Here is a 25,934-nt window from a genome sequence, read left to right as displayed (position 1 = left end):
GCGAGACCTTCGGATGACGACGTGCGCCGGGGGGCATTCGTCGGCCGCCGGGGACTTCTGCGATATCTGCGGCGAACCCGTCGCCGGTGCCGGTGAAAGCGCACCGGCACAGCCCGTTTCGCCCGCCGTCACGGTATGTCCCACCTGCGGGGCGCACCGCAGCGGACGGTTCTGCGAGGGCTGCGGGGTCGACACCGGACCGGTTGCGCAATGGGTGGCCGTGGTGACCGCCGACCGCGACTTCTACGACCGCGTCGCCGCACGCAGCGAACTCGATTCTCCTGCCTACCCGCAGGCCTTCGAGGAACGCCGAATCACTCTGCGGGGCAAGGAGACTCTCATCGGAAGGCGGGCCGACGGCCGGGATGCGGTACCGGATATCGACCTCGGCGCCGAGCCCGCCGACCGCGGGGTGTCCGCCCGGCATGCCATGGTGCGGTTGCGGGAGACCGGGCCGACGATCATCGATCTGGGGTCCACGAACGGCACCAGCCTCAACGGCAGTGCAGACCTGCTCGGCAGCGATGTCGAGACGCCGCTGAAGGACGGTGACCGCATCCACGTCGGTGCGTGGACCACGATCACGCTCGTGCGGGTCGCGAACGAGCAAGCGGCACCCGATCCGGGCGAGCGGACCGCCCGCACGTCGAGAGACTCGTTCCAGCTGCACCGCGAGCTGCGGGACGCCCGCGAACAATCCGCGTCCAGCCGGGAGATCCTGTCCGCGCTGGCGCGCGATGTCGCGAATCCCGGTGCCGTGCTCGACACGGTCGTCGAGTACGCCGCCAGGCTGTGCCGGGCGCGCGCCGCCCAGCTCTTCCTGCTCAGCGGCGATATGTTCCATGTCTCACGCGTGTCCGCAGAGACCCCGGAGGAGTATCGCCGGCTGCTGGTGGCCCATCCGATCGCCAGGAACAGGCTGTCGACCGTCGGGCGGGCTGCCGAGGACATGTGCACCCATCAGGTTGCCGATGTGCTCAAGGACGACGACTACGGGCGCCTGGACCTGCAGCGGCTGGCCGGGTTCCGCACCTTGTTGTCCACCCCGATGATCGTGGCCGACGAGGTGGTCGGCGTGCTGTCCATGTGGCGCACCGAGGTGGCGCCGTTCGACGCCAGGGAACGGGAGTTGCTCGAAGAGTTCGCCGCGCAGGGGGCGATCGTGCTGCGGCAGGTCGACCTGATGCGCAGCCTGGAATCCAGGGGAGCCGAGCTGGCCAGCAAGGTTGCGCAGCTGGAGGCGCTGCGGGAGGTGGGTGAGGCGGTCGGCTCCAGCCTCGATCTGGATGAGGTGCTCGACCAGATCGTCCGGAATGCGGTGCGCCTGACCAATCTGGGTTTCGGTGACATCACCCTGGGCACCGACGGCGGATCGATCCTGGAGTACCACGAATCCACCGACTCGTTCGATGTGCGCGCGTCGTTCGGCGGCAGTGCGGAACTGCTCGCCCGGCTGCGGCTGATGGCGATCGATCGCCACTCCACGGTGGTGGCACGGACGGCGCTGCAGCGCAGGGTGTTGGAGATCGCCGATATCGCACAGGCGGAGCCCGACCCTTATCTGGACGCCGTGTTGCGTGAGGGCTGGCGCTCGATGCTCGCGGTCCCGATGGTCCGCAGCGACACGATGGTCGGGGTCCTGGTGATCCGGCGGCGCGGAACGGGATCGTTCCCACCCGATGTGATCGAGATGCTCGAGGCGTTCGCCAGCCAGTCGGCCCTGGCCATCGTCAACGCGCGGCTGTTCGGCGAACTGGAGACCAAGACCCGCGAGCTCGAGATCGCAGGCAGGCACAAATCCGAGTTCCTGGCGAGCATGTCCCACGAACTGCGAACCCCGCTCAACGCGGTGATCGGATTCTCCGAGGTGCTGCTGGACCGGATGTTCGGTGAGGTCAACGAACGCCAGGACGAGTATCTGCGCGATATCCGCAACTCGGGTCAGCACCTGCTCGAGCTCATCAACGAGATCCTGGATCTGTCCAAGGTCGAGGACGGCCAGATGGAGCTTGAGCCAAGCACTTTCGTGGTCGGCACCGTCGTGGAGGCCGCGCTGGCCATGGTCCGCGAGCGGGCCGCCCAGCACGATATCGAACTCACCGTCCACATCGGCGGCGATGTCGAACTGATCGAGGCCGACGAGCGGAGGTTCAAGCAGGTGCTGCTCAACCTGCTGTCCAACGCGGTGAAGTTCACCCCGGACGGCGGGAGTGTCTCCGTGCGTGCCGAACGGGAGGGCACCCACCTGGTGGTGACGGTGACCGACACCGGAATCGGGGTGCCGCCGGAGGATCAGGACCGGATCTTCGAGTCCTTCCAGCAGGGCGGCCGCGGCGCCCCGAAAGAGGAGGGCACCGGCCTCGGCCTGACCTTGTCGCGGCGCATCGTCAGACTGTTCGGCGGCCGGATGTGGCTGGACAGCACCGTGGGGGCAGGGAGCACCTTCGGGTTCTCGGTCCCGGGCCTGCCCGCGCGGGCCGCCGCCGACGGCGTGGCCCGTCCCGACGGGCAGCCGGTGGTGCTCGTGTTCGACGAGGACCGGGCATCGCAGGATCTGGTCGACGCCTACCTGGGGCAGTTCCCCGTCGATGTCATGCGCGCGTGGGACGGCGACAAGGCCGTCGACCTGATACGCGCGGTGCGGCCCGTCGCCGTGGTGCTCGAAGTAAGGCTGCCCCGGCTGGACGGCTGGCAGGTGCTCGAAGCGCTCAAGGCCGATCCCGCCACCGCGACGATCCCGGTGGTGATCGCCTCGACGGTGGACCACCGCTCGCGGGGGCTGGCCTTGGGTGCGGCCGCGTATCTGCTCAAGCCGGTGCGCCGGGACGAACTCGTCGGTGCGCTGCGCAGCGTGGGCGTGCTGCCCGCGGCGGGGTCGTCGTGACCGGCCGGCGCGTCCTGGTGATCGAGGACAACACGCTCAATCTCAAACTGGTGCGCGACATCCTCCAGTTCGCCGGGCACCAGGTGTCCGAGGCGCGATCGGGGGAGGACGGTCTGCGTCTGGCCCAACAGGACCCACCCGATCTCGTACTGATGGACCTGCAGCTTCCCGGAATCGACGGCTTCGAGACGCTACGCCGGTTGCGGCAGGGCATTCTCCGGCCCGGCGTACCCGTCGTGGCCGTCACCGCCCTGGCGATGGCCGAGGATCCGGAACGCGCCGCGCAGGCCGGATTCGACGGTTACATCGAGAAGCCGATCAGTGTGCGTGCCCTGCCCGGGCAGATCGAGGAGTTCCTGGCCGCGGCCCCGGCCGCGACCGACGAGGCCGCCGCCGTGACCATCCTCGCGGTGGACGACGCGCCGGCCAATCTGCGGTTGCTGGAGGCGGTACTGACACCGCACGGCTACCGGATCGTCACGGCGGCGTCCGGCGCGGAGGCACTGGACATACTGTCCCGCGAGAACATCGACCTGGTGCTGCTGGACGTCGTGATGCCGGAGATGGACGGACACCAGGTCTGCCGCCGGATCCGCGCCGTCCCGTCGACCGAGTTCCTGCCCGTGGTGATGATCACCGCCAGCGGCGGTGAACAACGGCTCACCGCACTGGAATCCGGGGCCGACGATTTCGTCTCCAAACCCTTCGACCAGAGCGAGTTGCTCGCCCGGGTCGCATCGTTGGCGCGGATCAAACGATTCCAGGACACCATCCGGCGTCAGGCCGACGAGTTGGCGGAATGGAACCGCGAGTTGGAGGCCCGGGTGGCCCGGCAGGTGGCCGATCTGGAGCGCACCAACCGGTTGCGCCGTTTCCTGTCGCCACAATTGGCCGATCTGGTGGTGGGCGACGAGAGCCTGCTCAGCAGTCACCGTCGCGAGGTCGTGGTGCTGTTCACCGACTTGCGCAAGTTCACCCCGTTCGCCGAGACCAGCGAGCCCGAGGAGGTGATGGGGGTACTCGCCGAGTATCACCGCGTCATCGGTTCGCTGGTCCACGCCTACGGGGGCACCCTCGAGCGGTTCACCGGCGACGGGATCATGGTGTTCTTCAACGACCCTGTGCCGTGCGAAGATCCAGCCGAACGCGCCGTTCGGACAGCCTTGGGCATCCGCGACGAAGTGCGAGAGCTCGCGGTGCGCTGGGAGCGTAACGGCTACGACCTGGCGCTGGGTATCGGTATCGCGCAAGGCTTTGCGACGCTGGGCCGGATCGGGTTCGAGGGCCGATTCGACTATGCCGCCATCGGCAGCGTCACCAATCTCGCGGCCCGGTTGTGCGGAGACGCCGGGCCGTGGCAGGTGCTGGTCACCAACCGGGTCCTCGCGCCCATCGCGGAGATCTGCACCTCGGAACTGTTCGGGGATGTGCAACCCAAGGGATTCAGCCGATCGGTGCGTGTCCACCACGTCAACGGCATCGCACCGCCACCGGAGCCAGACAAGAAGGATTGGTGACACCATGCCCGATACCCGGACGTTGGCACTTCTGGACGACGCGGAGCGCTACCGCACCTTCGAGGATCTGCAGCGGACCATGCCCTCGGTGTGGGAGTCGATGCGGCTGGGACTCGAGGACGAATCGGTGGTCGTGGTTCCCTCGATCAGCATCGAGCGACCGACCGCCCGCAGTGGAACCATCATGGCCGCCATGGAGGAACGGGCGCTGTTCCTGCTCCTGCTGCTGCGCCAACCGCGGTTGCGGATGATCTATGTGACATTGCAGCCGGTCTCCGAATCGATCGTGGAGTACTACCTCGGGCTGCTGCCCGGCGTGATCCCCACCCATGCCCGCGCCAGGCTCACGCTGGTGGCGGTCGGCGATGCCGCACCGGAACCGCTGAGCGCGAAACTGCTCGCCCGGCCAAGGCTGCTCCGTGAGATCCGGGCGCTGATCCCGAATCAGCGCCGCAGCCACCTGATCCCGTACAACACCACACCGTTGGAGCGGGACATCGCACTGGCCCTGGGTATCCCGATGTACGGCTCGGACCCCCGCTTCGCCGACCTCGGGGGCAAGAGCGGGTGCCGGCGGATGTTCTCCGAACTCGCGGTGCCGTGCCCGGTCGGAGCCGAGGGGCTCCGCTCGGTCGACGATATCGTCGCCGGCATTCAGGCGATGCGGGTGCGGCGCCCGTCGCTGACCGAGGCGATCGTGAAACTCAACGAGGGTGTCTCCGGCGAGGGTAACGCGCTGGTGGACCTGCGGGGGCTGCCCGCCTGTGGGTCGCCCGACGAGGCGGCGATCATCACCGAACGGGTGCACGCGATGCGGCTGGAGGCCGAGAACCTGGCGCTGAGTGCGTATCTGGAGGCTTTCGGCCGGCACGGCGGCATTGTCGAGGAGCGGATCACCGGGCGCGTGCTGACCAGCCCAAGTGTGCAGATGCGGGCGTTGCCGGACGGCACCGTCGAACTGTTGTCCACCCACGACCAGTTGCTGGGCGGCAAGAGCGGCCAGCAGTATCTGGGCTGCCAGTTCCCGGCCGATCCCGCCTACGCCGCGGCCATCGCCGAATCAGCGATGGTGATCGGGCGGCACCTCGCCGGCCTCGGTGTGCTCGGCCGATTCGCGGTGGATTACGTGGTGGTGCAGGACGACAGCGGTGGCTGGACCCCGTACGCCATCGAACTGAACCTTCGCAAGGGCGGTACCACCCACCCGTTCCTGACCCTGCAATTCCTCACCGGCGGGAGCTACGACGGCGCGGACGGGATGTTCCGCACCCCCGCGGGTGTGCCCAAGTACCTGGTCGCCACCGACCACCTGGAAGACGACCGGTTGAAGGCACTCACGGTCGCGGACCTGTTCGACATCACGGTGGTCCACGGCCTGCACTTCGATCAATCACGTTGTACGGGGGTCGTTTTCCATATGATCAGCTGCCTCACCGAGTGCGGACGGGTGGGACTGACCGCGGTGGGTGACAGTCCCGGGGAGGCCCGGCTGGTGTACGAGCGGGCGCAGTCGGTGCTGCTCGCCGAGGCGACCGCGGCCCGCGAAGAAGGAATCCTCGTCGGTTGATCCCGAGACCGGGGACCGCGGATCCCGTCTGGTACGTCGCGTACGGATCGAACCTGTGCGCGGCGCGTTTCCACTGTTACCTCGCCGGCGGCCGGCCGGTGGGTGCGCGCCGCACGTACACGGGGTGCCGCGATCAAGCCCTGCCGACCGAGAGTGCCGCGACGGTGCTCCCGGGTGGGCTGGTCTTCGCGGGCCGCTCGACGGTGTGGGGCGGCGGTATGGCGTTCTACGACCCCGCCCGCGGAGGGGGGCTGGCCGCTCGCGCCTACCTGGTGCGGTTCGGCCAGCTCGTCGACGTCGTCGCCCAGGAGATCCGGCATCCGGTGGGCAGCGATCTGGTGCCCGGCGCGGAGGTCGGACACGGGTGGGCGCTGCCGTCGGAGACCTACGAGACGCTGTTCTACGTGGACGAGCTGGACGGGCTGCCCATGCTGACCCTCACGTCGCTGCGCGACCTGGAGCCGTCGACGCCGTCGGCGCCTTACCTTCGCACGGTGCTGGACGGCCTCGGTGAGACCTTCGGCTGGACCGCGGAACAGCGGAGCGACTATCTGCTGGGAGCTCGTGGTATGGCCCCCGGATGGACGGCCGAGCAGCTGCGGCTGGTGGCCGAGACCGACGACATGGCTGCTCGTGACCCCTCAGTGACAGCCATTTCGTCGATTTCGGGCGTGGGGGAACAAAACGGCGGGACGGCCCGTTGACCATTTCGACAACTTGAGTGCATCAGACTCAACTCTGGCTTGACAGGCAGCCGCCCGCAGGTGCAGGCTTGAGCGAGGTTCGCTCAGATCCGAATCAGTGTCATCGAACAGCAATTATTCAGGAGGAACCAACTATGGCTCGTGCGGTCGGTATCGACCTCGGGACCACCAACTCCGTCGTCTCAGTGCTGGAAGGTGGCGACCCCGTCGTCGTCGCCAACTCCGAGGGCTCCCGGACCACCCCGTCGGTCGTCGCGTTCGCGCGCAACGGCGAGGTGCTGGTCGGACAGCCCGCCAAGAACCAGGCGGTGACCAACGTCGACCGGACCATCCGTTCGGTCAAGCGTGAGATCGGCACGGACTGGACCGTGGAGATCGACGGTAAGAACTACACGCCGCAGGAGATCAGCGCCCGCATCCTGCAGAAGCTGAAGCGCGACGCGGAGGCCTACCTCGGCGAGGACATCGCCGACGCCGTCATCACGGTGCCCGCGTACTTCAACGACGCTCAGCGTCAGGCCACCAAGGAAGCCGGCCAGATCGCCGGCCTCAACGTGCTCCGCATCGTCAACGAGCCGACCGCGGCCGCGCTGGCCTACGGCCTGGACAAGGGCGAGAAGGAACAGACCATCCTGGTCTTCGACCTCGGTGGCGGCACGTTCGACGTCTCGCTGCTGGAAATCGGCGACGGTGTCGTCGAGGTCCGCGCCACGTCCGGCGACAACCACCTCGGTGGCGACGACTGGGACGACCGGATCGTCGAATGGCTGGTGGAGAAGTTCAAGGGCACCAGCGGCATCGACCTGACCAAGGACAAGATGGCCATGCAGCGGCTGCGTGAAGCGGCCGAGAAGGCAAAGATCGAGCTCAGCTCCAGCCAGAGCACCTCGATCAACCTGCCCTACATCACCGTCGACGCCGACAAGAACCCGCTGTTCCTCGACGAGCAGCTGACCCGGTCGGAGTTCCAGCGCATCACCCAGGACCTGCTGGACCGCACCCGCAAGCCGTTCCAGTCGGTCATCAAGGACGCCGGTATCTCGGTCTCCGAGATCGACCACGTCGTGCTGGTGGGTGGTTCCACCCGGATGCCCGCCGTCACCGATCTGGTCAAGGAATTGACCGGCGGCAAGGAACCCAACAAGGGTGTCAACCCCGACGAGGTCGTGGCCGTGGGCGCTGCCCTGCAGGCCGGTGTCCTCAAGGGTGAGGTGAAAGACGTTCTGCTGCTTGACGTCACCCCGCTGTCCCTCGGTATCGAAACCAAGGGTGGCGTGATGACCAAGCTGATCGAGCGCAACACCACCATCCCCACCAAGCGGTCGGAGACCTTCACCACGGCCGACGACAATCAGCCGTCGGTGCAGATCCAGGTGTTCCAGGGCGAGCGCGAGATCGCTTCGCACAACAAGCTGCTGGGCTCCTTCGAGCTGACCGGTATCCCGCCGGCCCCGCGTGGTGTCCCGCAGATCGAGGTCACCTTCGACATCGACGCCAACGGCATCGTGCACGTCACCGCGAAGGACAAGGGCACCGGCAAGGAGAACACGATCAAGATCCAGGAGGGCTCCGGCCTTTCCAAGGAGGAGATCGACCGGATGATCAAGGATGCCGAGGCGCACGCCGAGGAGGATCGTCAGCGTCGCGAAGAGGCCGACGTCCGCAACCAGGCCGAGTCGCTGGTCTACCAGACGGAGAAGTTCGTCAAGGAACAGCGTGAGGCCGAGGGCGGTTCGAAGGTCCCCGAGGACACCTTGACCAAGGTGGACTCCGCGATCGCCGAGGCCAAGGCGGCACTGGCCGGTACCGATATCGCCGCCATCAAGTCGGCGATGGAGAAGCTGGGCACCGAGAGCCAGGCCCTGGGCCAGGCCATCTACGAGGCCACCCAGGCCGAGCAGGCGTCCGGCGAGTCCGGTTCGGCCGGCTCGGACGACAACGTGGTAGACGCCGAGGTCGTCGATGAGGATCAGGAGCGCAAGTGAGCGAGAGCGATTCGCACGAGCCGGTGACCATCACCGACAAACGGCGCGTCGATCCGGTCACCGGTGAAGTTCGTGAGCAGGGGCCGCTCTCCTCAGAGGAATCTGGGGAGGCGGCTCCCGCGGACACCGCGCCAAGCGATGAGAAAATCGCCGAACTGACCGCGGACCTGCAACGGGTCCAGGCCGAGTTCGCTAACTACCGCAAGCGGGCGCTGCGCGACCAACAGGTCACCGCGGACCGCGCCAAGGTTGCCGTGCTCACCCAGTTGCTGGGCGTGCTCGACGACCTGGAACGGGCCCGAAGCCACGGTGACCTGGATTCCGGGCCGCTGAAGTCGGTGGCCGAGAAACTGGTGACCGCCCTTGAAAACCTTGGGCTTTCGGCGTTCGGCGCCGAGGGGGATCCGTTCGATCCGTCGCTGCACGAGGCCGTGCAGCACGAGGGTGACGGTTCCAACCCGGTGCTGGGCACCGTGATGCGCCAGGGCTACAAGGTCGGAGACCAGGTGGTGCGGCACGCCATGGTCGGTGTGGTCGACACGGTCGGCAATGCCGCGCCCAGCACCGAACAACCCGCAGAATCAGAAGACTAGGCACCGTAAGGAGGTGACGCATGGCCCAGCGTGAATGGGTCGAGAAGGACTTCTACAAGGAGCTCGGCGTCTCCTCCGACGCCACCAAGGACGAGATCAAGCGCGCCGCGCGCAAGATCCTGGCCGAGAACCACCCCGACCGTAACCCCGGTGACACGGCTGCCGAGGACCGCTACAAGGCGGCCTCGGAAGCCAAAGAGGTGCTGACCGACGACGCCAAGCGCAAGGAGTACGACGAGACCCGTCGGCTCTTCGCCAGCGGCGGATTCGGCCGGCGGTTCAGTGGCGGCGGCGGTGCGGGCAATTTCGGCCCCGGTGGGTTCAGTTCTGATGGCGCCGAGTTCAATCTGGGCGATCTGTTCGACCAAGCCGGCCAGGCCGGCGGGGCGAACATCGGTGACCTCTTCGGTGGCCTGTTCGGCCGGGGCGCACAGCAGCCCAGGCCGAGCCGGCCCCGGCGGGGCAACGACCTGGAAACCGAAACCGAGCTCTCGTTCATGGAGGCCACCAAGGGCGTGGCGATGCCGCTGCGGCTCACCAGCCCGGCTCCGTGCACGAATTGCCATGGCAGCGGGGCACGTCCGGGCACCAGTCCGAAGGTGTGCCCGAACTGCAACGGTGCCGGGGTGATCAACCGCAACCAGGGCGCGTTCGGATTCTCCGAGCCGTGCACCGAGTGCCGCGGCAGCGGTTCGATCATCGAGCACCCCTGCGACGAGTGCAAGGGCACCGGGGTGACCACCCGGACCCGCACCATCAACGTCCGGATTCCCCCGGGCGTCGAGGACGGCCAGCGGATCCGGTTGGCCGGCCAGGGTGAGGCGGGGCTGCGCGGCGCACCGTCGGGCGACCTGTACGTCACCGTGCATGTGCGCCCGGACAAGGTGTTCGGGCGCGACGGTGACGACCTGACGGTCACCGTTCCGGTGAGCTTCCACGAGTTGGCGTTGGGCGCAACGCTTTCCATTCCGACCCTGGAGGGGAAAGTGGGCGTGCGGGTGCCGAAGGGCACCTCCGACGGCCGGATCCTGCGGGTCCGGGGCCGTGGTGTGCCCAAGCGGTCCGGTGGTCACGGCGACCTGTTGGTCACGGTGAAGGTCGCGGTGCCGCCGAGCCTGGAAGGTGAAGCGGCCGAGGCGCTGGAGGCCTATGCCAAGGCCGAACGCGCCAGCGGGTTCGATCCGCGGGCGGGATGGGCGGGGAATCTGTGATGAACATGGAGTCCCGATGAGCAAGCAGAACGACGCTCGCACCTTCCTCATCTCGGTGGCCGCCGAGCTGGCCGGTATGCATGCGCAGACCCTGCGCACCTACGACCGGCTCGGTTTGGTCAGCCCGCAGCGCACCTCCGGGGGTGGCCGCCGCTACTCGCAGCACGATGTCGATCTGCTGCGCGAAGTCCAGCGGCTGTCCCAGGACGAAGGTGTCAACCTGGCCGGGATCAAGCGCATCATCGAGCTGACCAACCAGGTCGAGGCGTTGCAGGCCCGAGTCGCGGAGCTGTCCGCCGAGCTCGACCGGGTGCGCAAGCCGAGCACCGCGGTGGTGCTGTGGCAGCCCGCGGCCACGCGGCGCCGACATCAGGCCTGAAAACCGAGGCGCTCACGCACCCAGTCTTTTGGTTGGGGTAACCCGATAAATGGACTAACCCTTTACGAAAACGGTCCAGTCAGGGCAGGATTTGGTACATGGCCGAATCCTCGCCCCAGCTGGGCCGTTTTCGTGTGCTGGACGCCAAACCCGTCAACCTCGACGGGTTCAGCGTCACCGCGCCCGAACTCGGGCTGGCCGCCATGCACAGCCCGTTCGACCCCGAGCCCTCGCTGGTCATCCGTGCCGGCAGGGTCGTCGAACTGGACGGGAAACCGGCCGAATCCTTCGACGTGATCGACGAATTCATCGCTCAGTACGGTATCGACCTGTCCGTGGCGGAGGAGGCCATGGCGCTCGACGATGTCACGCTGGCCCGGATGACCGTCGATATCAACGTGCCTCGCGCCGAGGTGGTGCGCCTCATCGGCGGCACCACGCCGGCCAAGCTCGCGCGCGTCGTGGCGGTGCTCAGCCCGGCCGAGATGCAGGTCGCGATGCACAAGATGCGGGCCCGGCGCACCCCGAGCAACCAGGCGCATGTCACCAACCAACTCGACGACCCCCTGCTGATCGCCGCGGACGCGGCCAGCGCGGTGGCCTACGGCTTCCGCGAGGTCGAGACCACCGTGCCGGTGCTCGGCGATGCCCCCTCGAACGCGGTCGCGCTGCTGATCGGCTCGCAGGTCGGGTTGCCCGGGGCCATGGCACAGTGCTCCATCGAGGAGGCGCTGGAACTCCGGCTGGGGCTGCGCGGCCTGACCAGTTACGCCGAGACCATCTCGCTGTACGGCACCGAGCAGGTCTTCACCGACGGTGACGACACCCCGTTCTCCAAGGCGATACTCACCTCGGCCTACGCATCCCGGGGCCTGAAGATGCGGGTCACCAGTGGCGGCGGGGCCGAGGTGCTGATGGGCGCGGCCGAGAAGTGCTCCATCCTCTATCTCGAATCGCGCTGTGTGTCACTGGCGCGGGCGCTGGGTTCTCAGGGTGTGCAGAACGGCGGTATCGACGGGGTCGGTGTGGTGTCCTCGGTGCCCGAGGGCATGAAGGAACTGCTCGCCGAGAACCTCATGGTGATGATGCGCGATCTGGAATCCTGTGCGGGTAACGACAACCTGATCTCGGAATCCGATGTGCGCCGCAGCGCGCACACCCTGCCGGTGCTGCTGGGCGGCGCCGATTTCATCTTCTCCGGCTTCGGTTCCATCCCGCGCTATGACAACGCCTTCGCGCTGTCCAACTTCAACGCCGACGATATGGACGACTTCCTTGTCCTGCAACGGGACTGGGGCGCCGACGGCGGGCTGCGCACGGTCAGCCAGGAACACCTGGCCCGGGTGCGGCGGCGGGCCGCCACCGCGGTGCAGGCGGTGTACCGCGATCTCGGTCTGGCCGACTACGACGATGACCGCGTCACCGCCGCCGTCGTCGCCAACGACTCCCGCGACCTGCCGCCCGGTGACCCGAAGGCCGTCGCCGAAGCCGCGGCGTCCATCGAGGCCCGCCAGTTGACGGTGTTCGACGTGGTGGCCGCGTTGCACCGCACCGGCTACACCGAGGAGGCCGAGGCCATCATGGCCCTGACCGCCGAACGACTGCGCGGAGACCAGTTGCAGACCTCTGCCATCTTCGACGAACAGATGCGGGTGCTGTCCAAGGTCACCGACCCCAACGACTACCGCGGTCCCGGAACGGGATACGCGCTCACCGCGGCGCGCCGGGCCGAGATCGACGATATCCGGCAGGCCCGCACCACCGCCGAACTCACCGCCGACCAGGCCGACCATCAGGGCCACCTGGTGCTCACCGAGATCGAAGAAGCCCGCCAGGGCGCCAACCCCCGCGAGGTCTGTATCGGGCTCTCCCCGGCGCTGGGTCGCACCGTCTGGCTGACGCTGTGCGGGCTGACCGTCGGTGAGGCGATCCGGCAGCTCACCGCCGGGCTGGAGGAGGAGGGCTGCGTGCCCCGGTTCGTCCAGGTGCGCTCCACCATCGACGTCGGGCTGATCGGCCTCACGGCCGCCAAACTGTCCGGCTCCGGTATCGGAATAGGGTTGCAGGGCAAAGGAACTGCGCTCATACACCGCCGTGATCTGGCCCCGCTGGCCAACCTGGAACTGTTCAGCGTGGCCCCGCTGCTCACCGCGCGCAACTATCGCGAACTCGGCCGCAATGCCGCCCGGCACGCCAAGGGCATGGCTCCCGTCCCGATTCTCACCGGAGGCACCGATGAATCGATCTCGGCGCGGTATCACGCCCGGGCCGTCGCACTGGTCGCCCTGGAGCGCGACGCCAGCGAGCCCGGCGCCGCTCCCGTCACGGTGTCGGTGACCCGCGCATGAGCGAGAAGTTCAGCGTCGAGGCTGCCGTCAACGGCCGGCTGACGTTGTCGGATCTGCAGATGGACCCGGCCACCCTGGCGCATCAGGCCGTCGTCGCCGAAGAACACGGCAACCCCCAACTCGCCGAGAACTTCCTGCGCGCAGCCGAATTGGCGCTCATGGACGGCGAAGAGGTGATGGCGCTGTACGAGGCGCTGCGCCCGTACCGCTCGACCGCCGCCGAATTGGAGGCGCTGCGGGTGTCGCTGCACACCCGCGGTGCCACGCGCTGCGCCGCCCTGGTCGAGCAGGCCGCCGTCGTCTATGCCAGGCGGGGCTTGTTGCGTTGACGACAATCGCCGGGATCGATATCGGCAACCACACCACGGAGATCGTGCTGGCCCGGGTGGGATCCGGTCGCGCCGAACCCCTGGCCCACGGTCAGGCGCCGACGCGCGGCCGTAAGGGGTCCCGAGATTCGCTGGAGGGGGCGGCGGCACTGCTGACCCGGATCGAGGTGGACGCCGGGGTGGCCGCCGACCGGGTGGTGCTCTCGGCGATCCGGCCGGTGGACACCGCAACCGCCCCGCTGCCGCCGGCCGCCTCACCGCGCTCGCCGGTGATCAGCCTGCGCCGCCCCGACGCCAGTACCCCGGCCGGCACCGGCTATGGGGTCGGCCGGCACGTGCCGGTACACGCACTGACCGGGCCCGTCGCGCCGGATCCGGTGGTGGTCTCGATCGGTCCGTCGATCGACTACGAGGAAGCCGCACAACATATCTGCGATGCGGTGGCCGCCGGGTGGACCATCGCCGGGGTGCTCGCCGCCGAGGACGACGCGGTGCTGATCGCCAACCGGATCCCGATCCGGGTGCCCGTCGTCGACGAGGCCGACACCCACCTGCTTGACCCCGATGTGCTGGTCGCCGTCGAGGTGGTCGCCGACGGCAGCGCCTACCGCCTGCTCGCCGACCCCGTCGCGCTAGCCGCCGCCTTGCAGATCAGCACCGACGAACTGCCGTGGGTCGCCGAGTTCACCAGGGAGCTCGCCGATGCGCCCGCCATCGCGGTGACCCGCCGCACCCGGGCACCCGAACCGCCGGCGAGCGAGGACGATTACGTCGACTGCGTCGTGCGGGGTGAGACCGTACGGTTCTCACCCGAACAGGCCTACCCGCTGCTGCGGACCGAACCGCCGGGCACCGCCGTGCGGGTGCGGCTGCGGTCGTGTAAGCACGCCGAGGACGGGGTCGCCGTCGACGACGCCTATTTCACCGATCTGGCGGCCATCGACAACGGGGCCTGGCTGCGGCGTGGCGTCGCCGATACCCGGGGTGCCGTGGTGGCGTTGTTGGCCGCCGACCATGTCGCCGACGCCGCCGAGACGATGACCGAGCTGACCGGCCGGCCCGCGCACACGCTGGCCGCGGAGCCCGCGGCCGCCGCACGGGGTGCCTTGACCACACCGGGGCTGCCCGACGATGTCATCGTCTGCGATATCGGCGGTGGCACAGTCGATCTGGTCGGTGCGGGCCGTACGGTCACCGCGGCGGGCGCGGGGGAGACCATCACCTCGGCGGTGGCCCGGGTGCTGTCCATCCCGCGGGCACTGGCCGAACGCGTCAAACGCAGCCCCGCGCTGCGTGTCGAGGGACCGCATCTCGCCCACGAAGAGGACGGCCGGCGGGTGTTCCTGGACACCCCGGCCACCGCGGACGCGATCGGGCGGTTGTGCACCCGCGGTAGTGCGGGTCTGGTGCCGTTCTCCCGCACGCTGGCCGCCGAGGAATGGCGCAGCCTGCGGCTGGCGGTCAAGGAGGCGACGGTGGCCTCCAACATCGTGCGCTGCCTGCGCGTGTTCGACCGGATGCCCGCGGTGCTCGTGTTGGCCGGCGGCGGGGCGCTGGACGACGAACTGATCCGCACTGTCGGGGAGGCGCTGCGCGGTGAAGTGGTGGTGGGCCGCGCCCACATCGACGGGATGCACGGACCCCGCTACGCGGTGGCGTCCGGGCTGGTGCACCTGGCCGCTGAGCAGGAATGGGCGTCCGAGGTCAGCTGACCCGGATGGAGAACCGCGCCGTCACCGGGCCACCGGCGGCCACCGCGTAGTCGCCGCGGCGCAGCGCGTCGGTGGTGGCGGCCATCGGTTCGACGGCCACCAGATCGTCGCCCGCGGGCGCCAACAGCTGCGCCGCCGGGTAGCCCTGCTCATAGGTCACCTCAAGACGGCGCCCACCACCGGACAGCGCGAACACCGCACCGTCTTCCACCCCGGTGAAGCCATCGTCGAGCGTGCGCGTCCCGAGGGGTTCGGCCGAGGCGGGCCACTCCTGCTGCGCACCGGTCGGGATGCCGGCCTCGTCCACCGGCAGGTGCCGCAACGCAGGGGTCTCCAACACCCATTCGGCCCGCGGTACCCCCGGGATCTGCAGATAGGGGTGGTATCCAAAACATAGTGGCACAGCGGCACTCGTCGTCGGCGTGACCGTGGTGGCGATGGTCAGGGTGCGGTCGGCCAGGGTGACGTCCTGGGTCAGCACATGCGGAAACGGGAACGCGGCTAGCAGCCGCGGGTTACCGCTGTAGTCGAGGGTGGCCGTCAGCCGGTTGTCGGTGCGGGCGGTGACCAGCCAGCCCGGGTAGGCGGCCAACACACCGTGGATGGGCAGGCCGTTCGCGTCGGCGCGCACCCCGCCGGCGCCCGGGGTCAGTGTCACCACCGCACCGTCGACGGTATAACTGTTGGCGCTCAACCGGTTCGCCCACGGGTACAGCAGCGGGATACCCATCGTCTTCCCGTCGGCCACGTAGGCGGCCAGGCCGCGCCGCTGCCCCAGGTATTCGGCGCCGTCCTCGGCCAGTGAGGTGCCGATCATGCCCGCACCCGGCACGACGGTGGCGGTCAGCGCGGACGACGGATCGTGCAGGGTGACGTTCTGGAACGCCGGATCGGACTGAGCCACCGGTGCATCCTCTCTCAGTGCAGCGGATCGTGCTGGATACGTTCGGGGGGTGCGCCTTTGGCGATCAGGGCGGCCTTGGTCGCGGTGACCATACCGGGACCCCCGCACACCAGGATCTGCCGGTCGCCCCAGCCGCCGTAGCGCGTCACGACGGCGGGGAGCAGGCCGTTCTGGCGAACGTGCAGTCCGCGCGGCGGCTGGACGTCCGGGTAGTCGGCGGCCCATGGCGGGTCGGTGGCGAACTCCGACACCGGGGTGACGGACAGCCACGGATTGGTCGAGGCGATCTCCCACAGGGTGCGCAGATCGTAGAGATCGCAGGGGAACCGGCCGCCGAAGAACAGGTGCACCCGCGGATTCACCCCGTACCGGCACAGGTCCATGATCAGCGCGCGCAACGGTGCCAGCCCGGTGCTGCCGGCGACCATCAACACGTCACCGCCATCGCGGTCGACATGCAGCGCGCCGTGGGGATTCGACAACCGCCAGCGGTCACCCGGCCTGGTTTCGCCGACGATCGCGGTGCTCACCATGCCGCCGCTGACCGATCGCACGTGGAATTCGATGGCCCCGCCGGGATCGGCGGGGATGGACGGTGACAGACAGCGCCAGCGCCGCGGCCATTGCGGCACCTGCACGGTCAGGTACTGACCGGGGTGATAGTCCAGCGGATGGTCGAGCTGCAGCCGGATCATCGAGACGTCGCGGGTGACGCGGATGTGGTCGATGACGGTGCCGTCGTGATACGGGAGCCCGGGTTCTGCCTCGGCGGCGCCGCTCATCACGCCGGTCAGGAGTTGCACGACGTCCCCGGCCGCCTCGGCGACCCGGGCGTCCCAGCTGCCGGGCAATTCGGCGCGCAGCGTGCCGAGTAAGGCCGTGGCCAGGGTCTGATAGTGCGCGGCGGTGACGCCGTACTTGCGGTGGTCGCGCCCGAGCTGGGCCAGAAATGCGACCGGCTCGTCGGCGCGTTGCGCGATCAGCTCCGCCAGCAGCCAGGTCAGCGCGTGGGCGAAGTTGTCGCGCTGGTGGGCCAGGTCGGGCGGGAACAGGTCACGCGCCGACATATCGGTGGCGAACCAGCGGGTGTAGAACCGGCCGACCATGTCGGCGTCGACGGCGGCGCGCAACGTCTGCAGCGCGTCACGGTCGTCGAGTCCCACGTGCGACGAGTGTAGTTATCGTCGCACCCGGCGGCGCTACAGGGCGTGAATTCCCTTGTACAACACGAGAAGACCGATGACCAGCAGGATGGCGGCCACCAGGGCGGCGTGCTGGCGTTCCATCCACTCCTTCAGACGCTCCAGCGGCTGGGCCAGCCGGTCGCCCGAGACGGCGTAGCCCAGGATCGGGATCGCCGCGGTGGAGGCCGAGACCGCGACGAAACACGCCAGTGCGGTCCACGCGTGCATCGTCCCGATCCCGGCGGTGCCGATCGCCAACCCGGCTGCGGCGCAGATGAACAGCACCTTGGGGTTGACCACCGCCAGCACCATCGCCGTCACCAGGGCCCGGCCGGGGGTCAGATCGGCCATCTTGCGCATCCACGCCGGCGAATGCGCCGACTGCTTGCGGGTGAACCATCGGTAGCCGCCGAACACGATGAGCAGGGCGCCCACCGCGATCCGCAGCCAGGACGCCCATGCCGGCGGCTTGTCCAGATTGCCCATCAGGTCGGCGACTTCGACGAAGATCGCCGTCAGCGCACCGGTGCCCAGAATCCAGCCGAGCAGGAACGCCAACCCGGTCTGGCGCGGCCGCGCGGTGTGCAGGGCCAGGACCGCCGGGATGATGGTCAGGGGGGAGAGCGCGATCACCAGGGCCAGTGGGATGAGTTCGGTGAGGGTCGAGCCGAAGTTCCCGGACATAGCGCAGAACCTAACACCCGTACCGGCACCCGCGGTGGCGGCAAACTGACAATCCGGTAAAAAACCGGCCGGGCGTGTCCTCACTCGGTAGTCTGCGATGCGGTCCACCGTCGCGTGGACATCATGTCCTGGGAACGGGGACCGCGTGAAGATTCGCACAGGTCGACGGCGGTTCACCGCAGTAGTCGCCGCCATCGCGCTGATCGCGGCACCGACCGCCGCCTGCGCCGGATCGAAGGTGGCGCCCGCGCCGGCGGCCGGTGTGAACGCTGGGCCGGATGGCAAACCTGCGCCCTTCCGCGAACCGGTCCGGCTCAAGTCCAGGGACGGTGTGCTGGAGGTGCGCCTGTCGGCGCACCAGGGCACCGTCAACCTCGACACCGTCCCCGAGCCGGTCACCAACTTCCTGGTGTTCGGCTACGACCTGATCAAGGGCACCGCCTCCGACGGCTCCACCAAGGGTGACAACCTCTATCCGGCACCCACCCTGCGCGTGGACCCCGGCGAGAAGCTGGTCGTGCACTACGACAACGATCTGGCGGGTCTGACGATCAAGGACTTCTACGATCCGGCGTTCACCCCCAAGGGCGGTGAGGTGCCCATCTACCCGCCGACGCTCACCGAGGCGCCACTCAATCTGCACACCCACGGCCTGCACGTCAGCCCGTCCGGCAATGCCGACAACGTGCTGTTGAGCATCCCCGCGGGGATGGGCAACACCTACACCTACGACGTCCCGAAGAACATGCCCAACGGGCTGTACTGGTACCACAGCCACCGTCACACCATGACCACCCAGCAGACCTACCTCGGGCTGGCCGGTCTGCTGGAGATCGGCCGTCCGGACGGCAATCTCCCGCTGGTCACCCAGAACAACATTCCCGTGCGCGACATGGCGTTTCAGTACAACTATGTGTTCGACCGCAAGGGCAAGGGCCACCAGCTGAACAACTACAGCTGGCCGCAGTTCGTCAGCACGCTCACGCCGCCGCAGGGCAACCAACTGGCCGACGGCACCTACCGGCCCAGCCTGGCGCCGGTGAACATCGCCGACACCAGCATGGGCGCCCAATACCTCACCCCGTGGTGGGCCGGACCGCTGTCGCCGCACAACAACCGCGGCCAGACGCAGTTCATCCCGCAGAACCTGATGAGCTTCGACAGCCCGACGGTGAAGATCCCCGAGAACGACCGGCTCCCGGAGAACGAACGCGACGTGCAGTTCACCGTGAACGGCCAGTTCCAGCCGGAGCTGAAGATCAAACCGGGCCAGACCGAGATCTGGGCGGTGGCCAATATCAGCGATATCGGCTACATGACCGTCCGGTTGACCGAGACCGCGACCGGAAACCATCCGAAGTTCACCATCGTCGGGCAGGACGGCAATCCCTACACCCAAGTACAGCGGCCCGTCTACGGCGACGGCACCACGCTGAGCGTCCCGCCGGGTTCTCGGTACGCCATCGCGGTCACGATGCCCAAGGAAGGCGACCTCGTCCTGGAGTTCCCACCGAACCCGGAGGCCAAGCCGCTGGTACTTCCCGGTGTGGTGTACACCAACAACGGCACCGAGAACACCCCGGCGGTACTCGGCACGCTCACCGTGGATCCGAAGTACATGAGCTTCGCCGACGGATTCTTCGTGTTCCCCACCCAAACCCTGATCCGCGCCACCCCGGACCCCAGCGGGCCGGGCCAGACCACGGTCTTCGCACCAGGCCAGAACCTGGACGCCTACACGTCATTCGTGGACACCTCGGTGATGACGCCCGCGGTCAACCGGGCGATGACGATCACCGACACCATCGGTGGCGACAAGGCCAGCAACAACGATCCCAAGGCCGTCATCTACATGTTCGAACCGGCCGGGTTCCCGAACGTCCCGCTGATCCAGCCGAGACTGAACTCGGTGGAGGAGTGGAAGATCACCAACTTCAACAACGATGCGCATCCGATGCACATCCACGTCAACGACTTTCAGGTGATGGCAATCGACGACCCCAACCGGGGGAAGACCGGTGTGCAGCCGTGGGGACTGGACAACGTCAATGTGCCCGCACCGGTGTTCAACGACATGCACGTCGTGAGCACACCGGCCACGCTGACCCTGCGGCAGGAGTTCCTGGAGTTCGTGGGCACCTACGTCATCCACTGCCACCGGCTCAACCACGAGGACAACGGATTGATGGCCACCATCAACGTCATCCCCGAGGTGTCGTCGTATGCCGTCGCCGTGCCCGGCGGCAACGGTAAACCGGCCTCGATACAGGTCCGGGATGGCGGCGAGAATGGGGCCGGCGACAAGGTGTTGCAGACCGTCTATCCGTTCCCCGATTTCGAGGGCACCCCGTCGGTGGCGATGGCCGATGTGAACGGCGACGGCATCCTGGATCTGGTGGCCGGCACCGGGAAGGGCGTGGCGCCCGAGGTGGTCGCGTACGACGGCAACAACACTCGGGACGGACTGTTCAAGACCGAGCTCGCCCGGTTCGCGCCCTTCGATGCGGACTTCACCGGCGGGGTGTCCGTGGCGGCCACCGATATCGACGGAAACGCGCTGGCGGACAACATCATCGTCGGATCGGGTCCGGGGATGGAGTCGCAGATCAAGGTGTTCTCATCCAGATTGCCCGACATCGGTAAAGCCCCGGAGGTGTTCTCCGCCTTCACGCCCTATCCCGGCTCCCAGGCCGGTGTCACCCTGGCCACCGGCATGGTCGAACTTGGATCGGGCCGGGAGTCCCTGGTGACGGCGCCAGGCCCCGGTGAGCCGCCGCTCGTCAAGACGTTCCGATGGGACCTATACACCCCGACAGCAAGGTCGCAGGCCAACGGCACCACACCACAACAGCATTCGGGCAAGCCGAGTGATCCCCGGATGACATCGCAGTTCCTGGCATACGACGAGAACTATCGCGACGGTGTCGCGCTGTCCACGGGCTGGGTGGCGGGGGCGCAGGGCGGCTCGAAGAGCATCATCACCAGCCAGCTCGGCGGTTCGGGCACGGTGGTGGTGTGGTCCAGCGGGTCGCTGCTCGACGGTCAGCCGGCGATATACCTGGACAATCCCAACCATCACGAGGAAGACGTCAAGTACCAGCAGATCTCGTCATTCGCACCCTTTCCGGCAGGGGGTGCCACCGTCGCCACCAGCAGCACCGTCTACGGCGCCGACCTGCTGGTGGCCGGCGGCAACGGCGAGGTACGCAAGTACGGGCTCGCGCGGTCCGCGCCCGACGCGAAATCCTTGACGCCCAAGCTGATCACCTTGTTACCGCCGATCGCGGGCGTGGCGGGTGTGGTGCCGCTGGGCGGTCGCTAGGGCAGGTGCCAGAACACCCTGGTGCCCAGATATACCGCCGCGGTGGTGGCTGCCATGACCGCGGCCACGGTGCCGATTCCCCGCCAGTTCGTCTTGGCCACAGGCACATCCGGTGGTGGACGCAGCCAGTGTTTCAGCAGCGGGTTGACGTAACAGGGCATGGTGATGAAGCTCATGGCGAAGCTCGACAACAGATTTCCGACCAGCATGCCCAACCACAACGGCATCTTCAACGGCGACAGCGCCAGTGACAGCAGTACCACCGTGGGGTAGAGGCCGACCCATACGGCCAGGGAGGTCTTGACGTCCGAGGGCGGCGTCGCGGGTGCGCCGTGCTCGTCGAAGGCGAACCAGCTGCCGAATGAGTTGTCGATGGTGCGGGCGTGGAAGTCGGAGAACCGCTCGCCCTCGGCGAGGAGTGCACGGCGTTCGGGGGAGATCAGCCAGGCATCCAGATCGTCGGCGTTCTCGTAGCGGTACAGCGCTGTCCACTCATCCTGCACCCCGGCGACCGGGCGGAACAGTTCGGCACCGCGGAACCCGCGGAATTTGCTCTCCGCCAACCGAAGCCGCTGCTGCCAGGCCAGGAAATCCTCGACGTGCTCCGGGCTCACCCGGTGACTGACCACCACCGTCACCAGCGGGTCGGTCGGGCGGGCGCCGCCGCCGATGACCTGCTGCGTGCCGGGGCCGTCGAGATAGTCCGCACCCGCGGCGAGGCGGTCCTGCCGGGTGGCGCTGTTGATCCAGGCCTGCACGTGGGCCACCGAATCGAACCGGTACACCACCACCCAGTCGGGTTGCACCGCGGTGGGCGGACTGACCTCGGCGGCCAGGAAGCCGGGGTACTCCGAGGCCGCCCGGTTCAGATCCAGTTGCCACGCTTCGAATTCACGCTCTCGGCCGGCGCGGACCCGCTGGCCGATGATGACGGTGGCCGCCACGTCGGTGTTCCTCTTCGCATCCATGGCTCAGGGGACCGGGACGAGTTCGTTGAGCCGCCGGAAGATTCGCTCGGGAGTCAACGGCAGCTCGCGAAACCGTACCCCGGTCGCGTCGTACAGGGCATTGGCCAGCGCCGGCGCCACCGGGTTGATACAGCATTCGGCCATCCCCTTGGACCGCATCGGTCCGACGGAATCTGTGGAGGGGACCAGCAGCACCTCGGTGCGCGGCGCGTCGGCATAGGTGGGAATGCGGTAGTTGCGCAGGTTCGGATTGGTCATCACACCGTCGGCATCGACATGGTGGTTCTCCGTCAGCACGAAGCCGATACCCTGCGCCACACCGCCTTCCACCTGTCCACGGACCTGAGCCGGATTGATCACCACCCCGGCGTCGGTGGCCTGCACGCTGTACAGGATGCGGACCTCCCCGGTGACCCGGTGCACCGCGATGCGGAACCCGTGGGTGTTGGACGTGACGCTGCGCGGCGACCCGTACGCCTTGCGGGCCTCGGTGAACCGGATACCGCGCTCGCGGCCGGCCGCCAGAATCTCGGTCAGGAGCAGCCGGGTACCTGCGCAGTCCACCCCGTCGTCGAGTAGGACACAGTCGGCGACCGGCACTCCGGTGTGCGATGCGGCGAAACCCCGCAGCCGGTCCCGGAGGGCGAGGGCGGCCCGGTCCACCGCGTTACCGGCGACGAAGAGCCCGGCGCTGGCGAACGCCCCGGTGTCGAAGCCGGTCCGGTCCGTGTCGGACTGCACCAGGTGGATGCGCGACGGTGTGGTGCCCAGCCGGGTGGCGGCGATCTGCACGTGCGCGGTGGAGGTGCCCTCACCGAATTCGACGGTGCCGACCGCGATCTGGTAGCTGGCGTCCTCACCCAAGGTGGCCCAGGCCTCCGAGATGTGCTCGGTGGGCGGGGCGGTCTCGTGCAGCGATGTCGCGGTGCCGACCCCGACCAACCAGTCCGGGCCCAGCGGCGGACCGTTCGCGTTGCGGGCCAGCGCCGCGTCCACCAGGTCGATGCACGCGGCGATGCCGTCCTCGGTGAATTCGACGTCGTCGGGATGGTCGTCCAGGGCCAGCAACGCATCCCCCGGCCGCACGATGTTGCGGCGGCGCAGCTCCAGTGGGTCGATGCGCAGCTTCACGGCCAGTTCGTGGATGGCGGATTCGACGGCGAACGCCGGCTGTGTCATACCGTAGCCGCGCAGGGCACCGCTGGGCACCGTGTTGGTGTACACCGAGTAGGCATCGAATTTCTTGTTGGCGCAACGGTACAACGCGATCGCGGCGGCCGCGGCGAACAACGTCTCCCCGCCGTGGTTGCCGTAGGCGCCGGTATTGGACACGTTGCGGAACTGGAATGCGGTCAGGGTGCCGTCGGCCTTCGCGCCGAGTTTCACCGTCACCTTCATCGGATGCCGGGGGGAGGCGGTGGTGAACTCCTCCTCACGGGTGTATTCGAAACTCACCGGCCGGCCGGTGTCGAGCGCGGCCAGCGCGGCCAGATCCTCGGAGATCACTTCCTGCTTGCCGCCGAAGCCACCGCCGACCCTCATGCAGAACACCCGTACTTGGTCGGGGCGCAGGTCGAACAGGTGTGACAGTTTCACCTTCGCGATCGACGGCGACTGGGAGGCGGTGCGCACCACGAGCTTGATGTTCTTCCCGTCGCTTCGCTCGCCCCTGACGCCTCCCCCGTCGCTGCGCTCGATCCAGGCGATGGACCCGTGTGTCTCCAGGTGCGCATGCGCCACCCGCGGGGAGAAGTAGGTGGCCTCGTGGATCACGTCGGCCTCGGCGAAACCGGTGTCCACATCGCCGATCTGGCCGTGCAGCTCGAGCAGGACGTTACGCTCCGGGTCGCGCACGAACGGGTCGTCGGAGCCGTGCAGCTGCGGCGCCCCGTCCGCCATCGCCTGCTCCGGGTCGAACACCGCGGGCAGCACCTCGTATTCGACGGCCACCCGGCGGCAGCCCTCCTCGGCGGCGGCGACGGACTCCGCCAGCACCGCGACCACCCGCTGCCCGACGAACCGCATCACGTTGTCCAGGATGTAGGTGTCGTCGGGGTCGACCAGATGATCGGTGTGGATGGCGGTGGTGAACCGTTTGCGCGGCACGTCTTTCCAGGTGTAGACGCGGTGCACCCCCGGTATCGCCAGCGCGGCGGTGGTGTCGATGGACACGATGCGGGCGTGCGCGTGTGGCGAGTGCAGCACCTTCAGGTGCAGCAGTCCGTCGATGGCGGTGTCCATGGTGAACTCGGCCCGTCCCGTCACCACGTCCCGGCCCGCGGGGGCGCCCACGCTGGCTCCCACCGCATCACCGGGTGCGGCCTCCTCGATTCCCACCCGGCCGTGCACCGCGTCTTCGACGGCCCGGTAACCGGTGCAGCGGCACAGGTTACCCTTCAGCGCCCGGGGCAGGTCCTGCTTCTGCTCCTCGGTGAGTGCGGCCGAGGTCATGATCATCCCGGCGGTGCAGAACCCGCACTGAAATCCCGGGGCGTCGAGGAACCGGCGCTGCATCGGGTGCAGATCGTCCGGGGTGCCCAGCCCTTCGATGGTGGTGACCTCACGGCCGTCGGCCCGGAACGCCGGGGTGATACAACTGTGCACCGGCTTGCCGTCCAGCCACACCGTGCAGGCGCCGCAGTCACCGGCATCGCAACCCTTCTTCACCCCGTGCCAGCCGAGCGAACGCACGAAGGTGCGCAGGCACTGACCGGGTTGCGGTGCGGCGTCGGACGATCGGCCGTTGACGGTGTAGGTCATTCGCGCAGCTCCTGGGCGATCTCGGCGGCGAAGTGCTTGGTCAGGTGCCGCCGGTGGTCGGGGGCGCCGTTCGCGTCGTCGAACCAGACATCCTCGGCGAGTTCGTCGATACGGTCCCGCAGCGCCGCCGGGTCGGGGTCGCCGGCGAAGGCCAGCCGAACCGGGTGGGTGGTGCCCGCGGTGACGGTGATCAGGGTCGCGCCGTCACGGCCTTTGGTGCCGATCAGGAACACGGTGGAGCGGCCCAGTTTGGTGAGCGTGAAACGGCGATGGGCGACCCGCTTGCGCAGCGCGCGGTCGGGAATGTCGATACCGCGCAGCAGTTCGCCGGGGGCCAGCACGTTGCGATTGTTGCCCGTCACGAAATCGGCTGCGGGAAATCGGCGTGCGGTCCCGTCGGCGGATTGGAGCAGATACTCGGCCTCCAGCGCCACCGTGAGCGTGATCATCGGACCCGCGGGCAGGGACATGCAGATGTTGCCGCCGACGGTGGCCGCGTTCCAGACCTTGAACGAGGACAGAAAGGCCTCGCAACTGATCGGGATCAGCCGGGCTGCCGGCCACTGCGCGGGTGGGGCGAGCGCGTACAGGTCGCCGATGGTGCACATGGCGCCGATGTGCAGCCCAGCCTGCGACACGTCGAGTTCGCTCCAGCCCAACGGGGCCAGATCGATGAGCCGGCGCAGCTTCGGTTGCGGATCGGAGAACAGCCACGTGCCGCCGGCCAGCCATGCGTCACCGGGACGCCACAGCGCGCCGGGAGGTTCGGTGGGTCGCCGGATGACCTCGGTGACGGTGTTGAGATCCAAGCCGGGCTCCTTCGGTCGAGTGCCCCCTGGCGTGTCGCTGACACTAAAGCCTGCCGGGCCCCCGGGCACGGGTT

Annotated in this window: 18 protein-coding genes; 12 read left to right on the top strand and 6 right to left on the bottom strand. The window is 68.2% G+C overall.

The window, feature by feature from the left end:
* Window positions 1-13 precede the first annotated feature (13 nt).
* The 11 genes from QN239_RS29245 (at window position 14) to QN239_RS29195 (ending at window position 15,229) form a co-directional block, all read left to right on the top strand.
* The gene (locus tag QN239_RS29245; RefSeq protein WP_499015748.1) at window positions 14-2,884 is read left to right on the top strand and encodes an ATP-binding protein; all 2,871 of its coding nucleotides are present in this window, start codon (window positions 14-16) and stop codon (window positions 2,882-2,884) included.
* A complete protein-coding gene (locus QN239_RS29240) occupies window positions 2,881-4,401 on the top strand; it encodes a response regulator (RefSeq protein WP_499015746.1) in 1,521 nt (506 codons plus the stop codon). The genes QN239_RS29245 and QN239_RS29240 overlap by 4 nt, the downstream gene beginning before the upstream one ends.
* A gap of 4 nt (window positions 4,402-4,405) precedes the next feature.
* On the top strand, window positions 4,406-5,968 hold the full coding sequence (locus QN239_RS29235; RefSeq protein ID WP_499015745.1) for a peptide ligase PGM1-related protein: 1,563 nt from the start codon (window positions 4,406-4,408) through the stop codon (window positions 5,966-5,968).
* On the top strand, window positions 5,965-6,672 hold the full coding sequence (locus QN239_RS29230; RefSeq protein WP_499015743.1) for a histone deacetylase: 708 nt from the start codon (window positions 5,965-5,967) through the stop codon (window positions 6,670-6,672). The genes QN239_RS29235 and QN239_RS29230 overlap by 4 nt, the downstream gene beginning before the upstream one ends.
* 134 nt (window positions 6,673-6,806) lie before the next feature.
* Window positions 6,807-8,657, top strand: coding sequence for a molecular chaperone DnaK (gene dnaK, locus QN239_RS29225; RefSeq protein WP_499015740.1), 1,851 nt, complete (start codon window positions 6,807-6,809; stop codon window positions 8,655-8,657).
* Window positions 8,654-9,250, top strand: a complete 597-nt coding sequence (gene grpE / locus QN239_RS29220; RefSeq protein ID WP_499015739.1) for a nucleotide exchange factor GrpE — start codon at window positions 8,654-8,656, stop codon at window positions 9,248-9,250. Before dnaK ends, grpE begins: the two co-directional genes overlap by 4 nt.
* A 20-nt stretch (window positions 9,251-9,270) precedes the next feature.
* Window positions 9,271-10,461, top strand: a complete 1,191-nt coding sequence (dnaJ, locus tag QN239_RS29215) for a molecular chaperone DnaJ (RefSeq protein WP_167156263.1) — start codon at window positions 9,271-9,273, stop codon at window positions 10,459-10,461.
* Window positions 10,462-10,477: 16 nt separating this feature from the next.
* Entirely contained in the window at window positions 10,478-10,840 is a 363-nt protein-coding gene (locus QN239_RS29210) for a heat shock protein transcriptional repressor HspR (protein WP_499015737.1), read from the top strand.
* A gap of 98 nt (window positions 10,841-10,938) precedes the next feature.
* Entirely contained in the window at window positions 10,939-13,188 is a 2,250-nt protein-coding gene (locus QN239_RS29205) for a propanediol/glycerol family dehydratase large subunit (RefSeq protein WP_499015734.1), read from the top strand.
* A complete protein-coding gene (locus QN239_RS29200; RefSeq protein WP_499015732.1) occupies window positions 13,185-13,517 on the top strand; it encodes a diol dehydratase small subunit in 333 nt (110 codons plus the stop codon). Before QN239_RS29205 ends, QN239_RS29200 begins: the two co-directional genes overlap by 4 nt.
* Entirely contained in the window at window positions 13,514-15,229 is a 1,716-nt protein-coding gene (locus QN239_RS29195) for a diol dehydratase reactivase ATPase-like domain-containing protein (RefSeq protein ID WP_499015731.1), read from the top strand. The genes QN239_RS29200 and QN239_RS29195 overlap by 4 nt, the downstream gene beginning before the upstream one ends.
* Here QN239_RS29195 and QN239_RS29190 read toward each other — a convergent pair.
* Genes QN239_RS29190 through QN239_RS29180 form a run of 3 tightly spaced genes read right to left on the bottom strand, consistent with a single transcriptional unit; the run spans window position 15,222 to window position 18,001 of the window.
* The gene (locus QN239_RS29190; RefSeq protein WP_499015729.1) at window positions 15,222-16,133 is read right to left on the bottom strand and encodes an aldose 1-epimerase; all 912 of its coding nucleotides are present in this window, start codon (window positions 16,131-16,133) and stop codon (window positions 15,222-15,224) included. The genes QN239_RS29195 and QN239_RS29190 overlap by 8 nt on opposite strands.
* A 14-nt stretch (window positions 16,134-16,147) precedes the next feature.
* A complete protein-coding gene (locus QN239_RS29185) occupies window positions 16,148-17,296 on the bottom strand; it encodes an FAD-binding oxidoreductase (protein ID WP_499015727.1) in 1,149 nt (382 codons plus the stop codon).
* A gap of 36 nt (window positions 17,297-17,332) precedes the next feature.
* Window positions 17,333-18,001 carry a GAP family protein gene (locus QN239_RS29180; protein WP_499015724.1) on the bottom strand — a complete coding sequence of 223 codons (669 nt, stop codon included), beginning with the start codon at window positions 17,999-18,001 and terminating at the stop codon, window positions 17,333-17,335.
* Window positions 18,002-18,146: 145 nt separating this feature from the next.
* On the opposite strand from QN239_RS29180, the gene QN239_RS29175 reads away from it, so the two are divergent.
* Complete coding sequence (locus QN239_RS29175; protein WP_499015722.1) at window positions 18,147-21,323, top strand: multicopper oxidase domain-containing protein; 3,177 nt, start codon at window positions 18,147-18,149, stop codon at window positions 21,321-21,323.
* Here QN239_RS29175 and QN239_RS29170 read toward each other — a convergent pair.
* The 3 genes from QN239_RS29170 to QN239_RS29160 are packed head-to-tail and all read right to left on the bottom strand — an operon-like array spanning window position 21,320 to window position 25,860.
* Window positions 21,320-22,291, bottom strand: coding sequence for an antibiotic biosynthesis monooxygenase (locus QN239_RS29170; protein ID WP_499015720.1), 972 nt, complete (start codon window positions 22,289-22,291; stop codon window positions 21,320-21,322). The two genes, QN239_RS29175 and QN239_RS29170, sit on opposite strands and share 4 nt — an antisense overlap.
* A 3-nt stretch (window positions 22,292-22,294) precedes the next feature.
* Window positions 22,295-25,051, bottom strand: coding sequence for a molybdopterin-dependent oxidoreductase (locus QN239_RS29165; protein ID WP_499015717.1), 2,757 nt, complete (start codon window positions 25,049-25,051; stop codon window positions 22,295-22,297).
* A complete protein-coding gene (locus tag QN239_RS29160) occupies window positions 25,048-25,860 on the bottom strand; it encodes an FAD binding domain-containing protein (protein WP_499015715.1) in 813 nt (270 codons plus the stop codon). The genes QN239_RS29165 and QN239_RS29160 overlap by 4 nt, the downstream gene beginning before the upstream one ends.
* Window positions 25,861-25,934: the final 74 nt, after the last annotated feature.

It is taken from the genome of Mycolicibacterium sp. Y3 (assembly GCF_051188035.1).
Taxonomy (GTDB): Bacteria; Actinomycetota; Actinomycetes; order Mycobacteriales; family Mycobacteriaceae; genus Mycobacterium; species Mycobacterium fluoranthenivorans.
The sequence above is the reverse complement of the archived record's forward strand: the minus strand, read 5'-3'. Positions and strand labels throughout refer to the sequence as shown.

Excerpts from the sequence above, each read along its gene's own strand:
- QN239_RS29245 (WP_499015748.1), top strand. The coding sequence starts at position 14 with ATGACGACGTGCGCCGGGGGGCATTCGTCGGCCGCCGGGGACTTCTGC.
- QN239_RS29235 (WP_499015745.1), top strand. The coding sequence starts at position 4,406 with ATGCCCGATACCCGGACGTTGGCACTTCTGGACGACGCGGAGCGCTAC.
- dnaK (WP_499015740.1), top strand. The coding sequence starts at position 6,807 with ATGGCTCGTGCGGTCGGTATCGACCTCGGGACCACCAACTCCGTCGTC.
- dnaJ (WP_167156263.1), top strand. The coding sequence starts at position 9,271 with ATGGCCCAGCGTGAATGGGTCGAGAAGGACTTCTACAAGGAGCTCGGC.
- QN239_RS29210 (WP_499015737.1), top strand. The coding sequence starts at position 10,478 with ATGAGCAAGCAGAACGACGCTCGCACCTTCCTCATCTCGGTGGCCGCC.
- QN239_RS29205 (WP_499015734.1), top strand. The coding sequence starts at position 10,939 with ATGGCCGAATCCTCGCCCCAGCTGGGCCGTTTTCGTGTGCTGGACGCC.
- QN239_RS29200 (WP_499015732.1), top strand. The coding sequence starts at position 13,185 with ATGAGCGAGAAGTTCAGCGTCGAGGCTGCCGTCAACGGCCGGCTGACG.
- QN239_RS29180 (WP_499015724.1), bottom strand. The coding sequence starts at position 18,001 with ATGTCCGGGAACTTCGGCTCGACCCTCACCGAACTCATCCCACTGGCC.
- QN239_RS29170 (WP_499015720.1), bottom strand. The coding sequence starts at position 22,291 with ATGGATGCGAAGAGGAACACCGACGTGGCGGCCACCGTCATCATCGGC.
- QN239_RS29165 (WP_499015717.1), bottom strand. The coding sequence starts at position 25,051 with ATGACCTACACCGTCAACGGCCGATCGTCCGACGCCGCACCGCAACCC.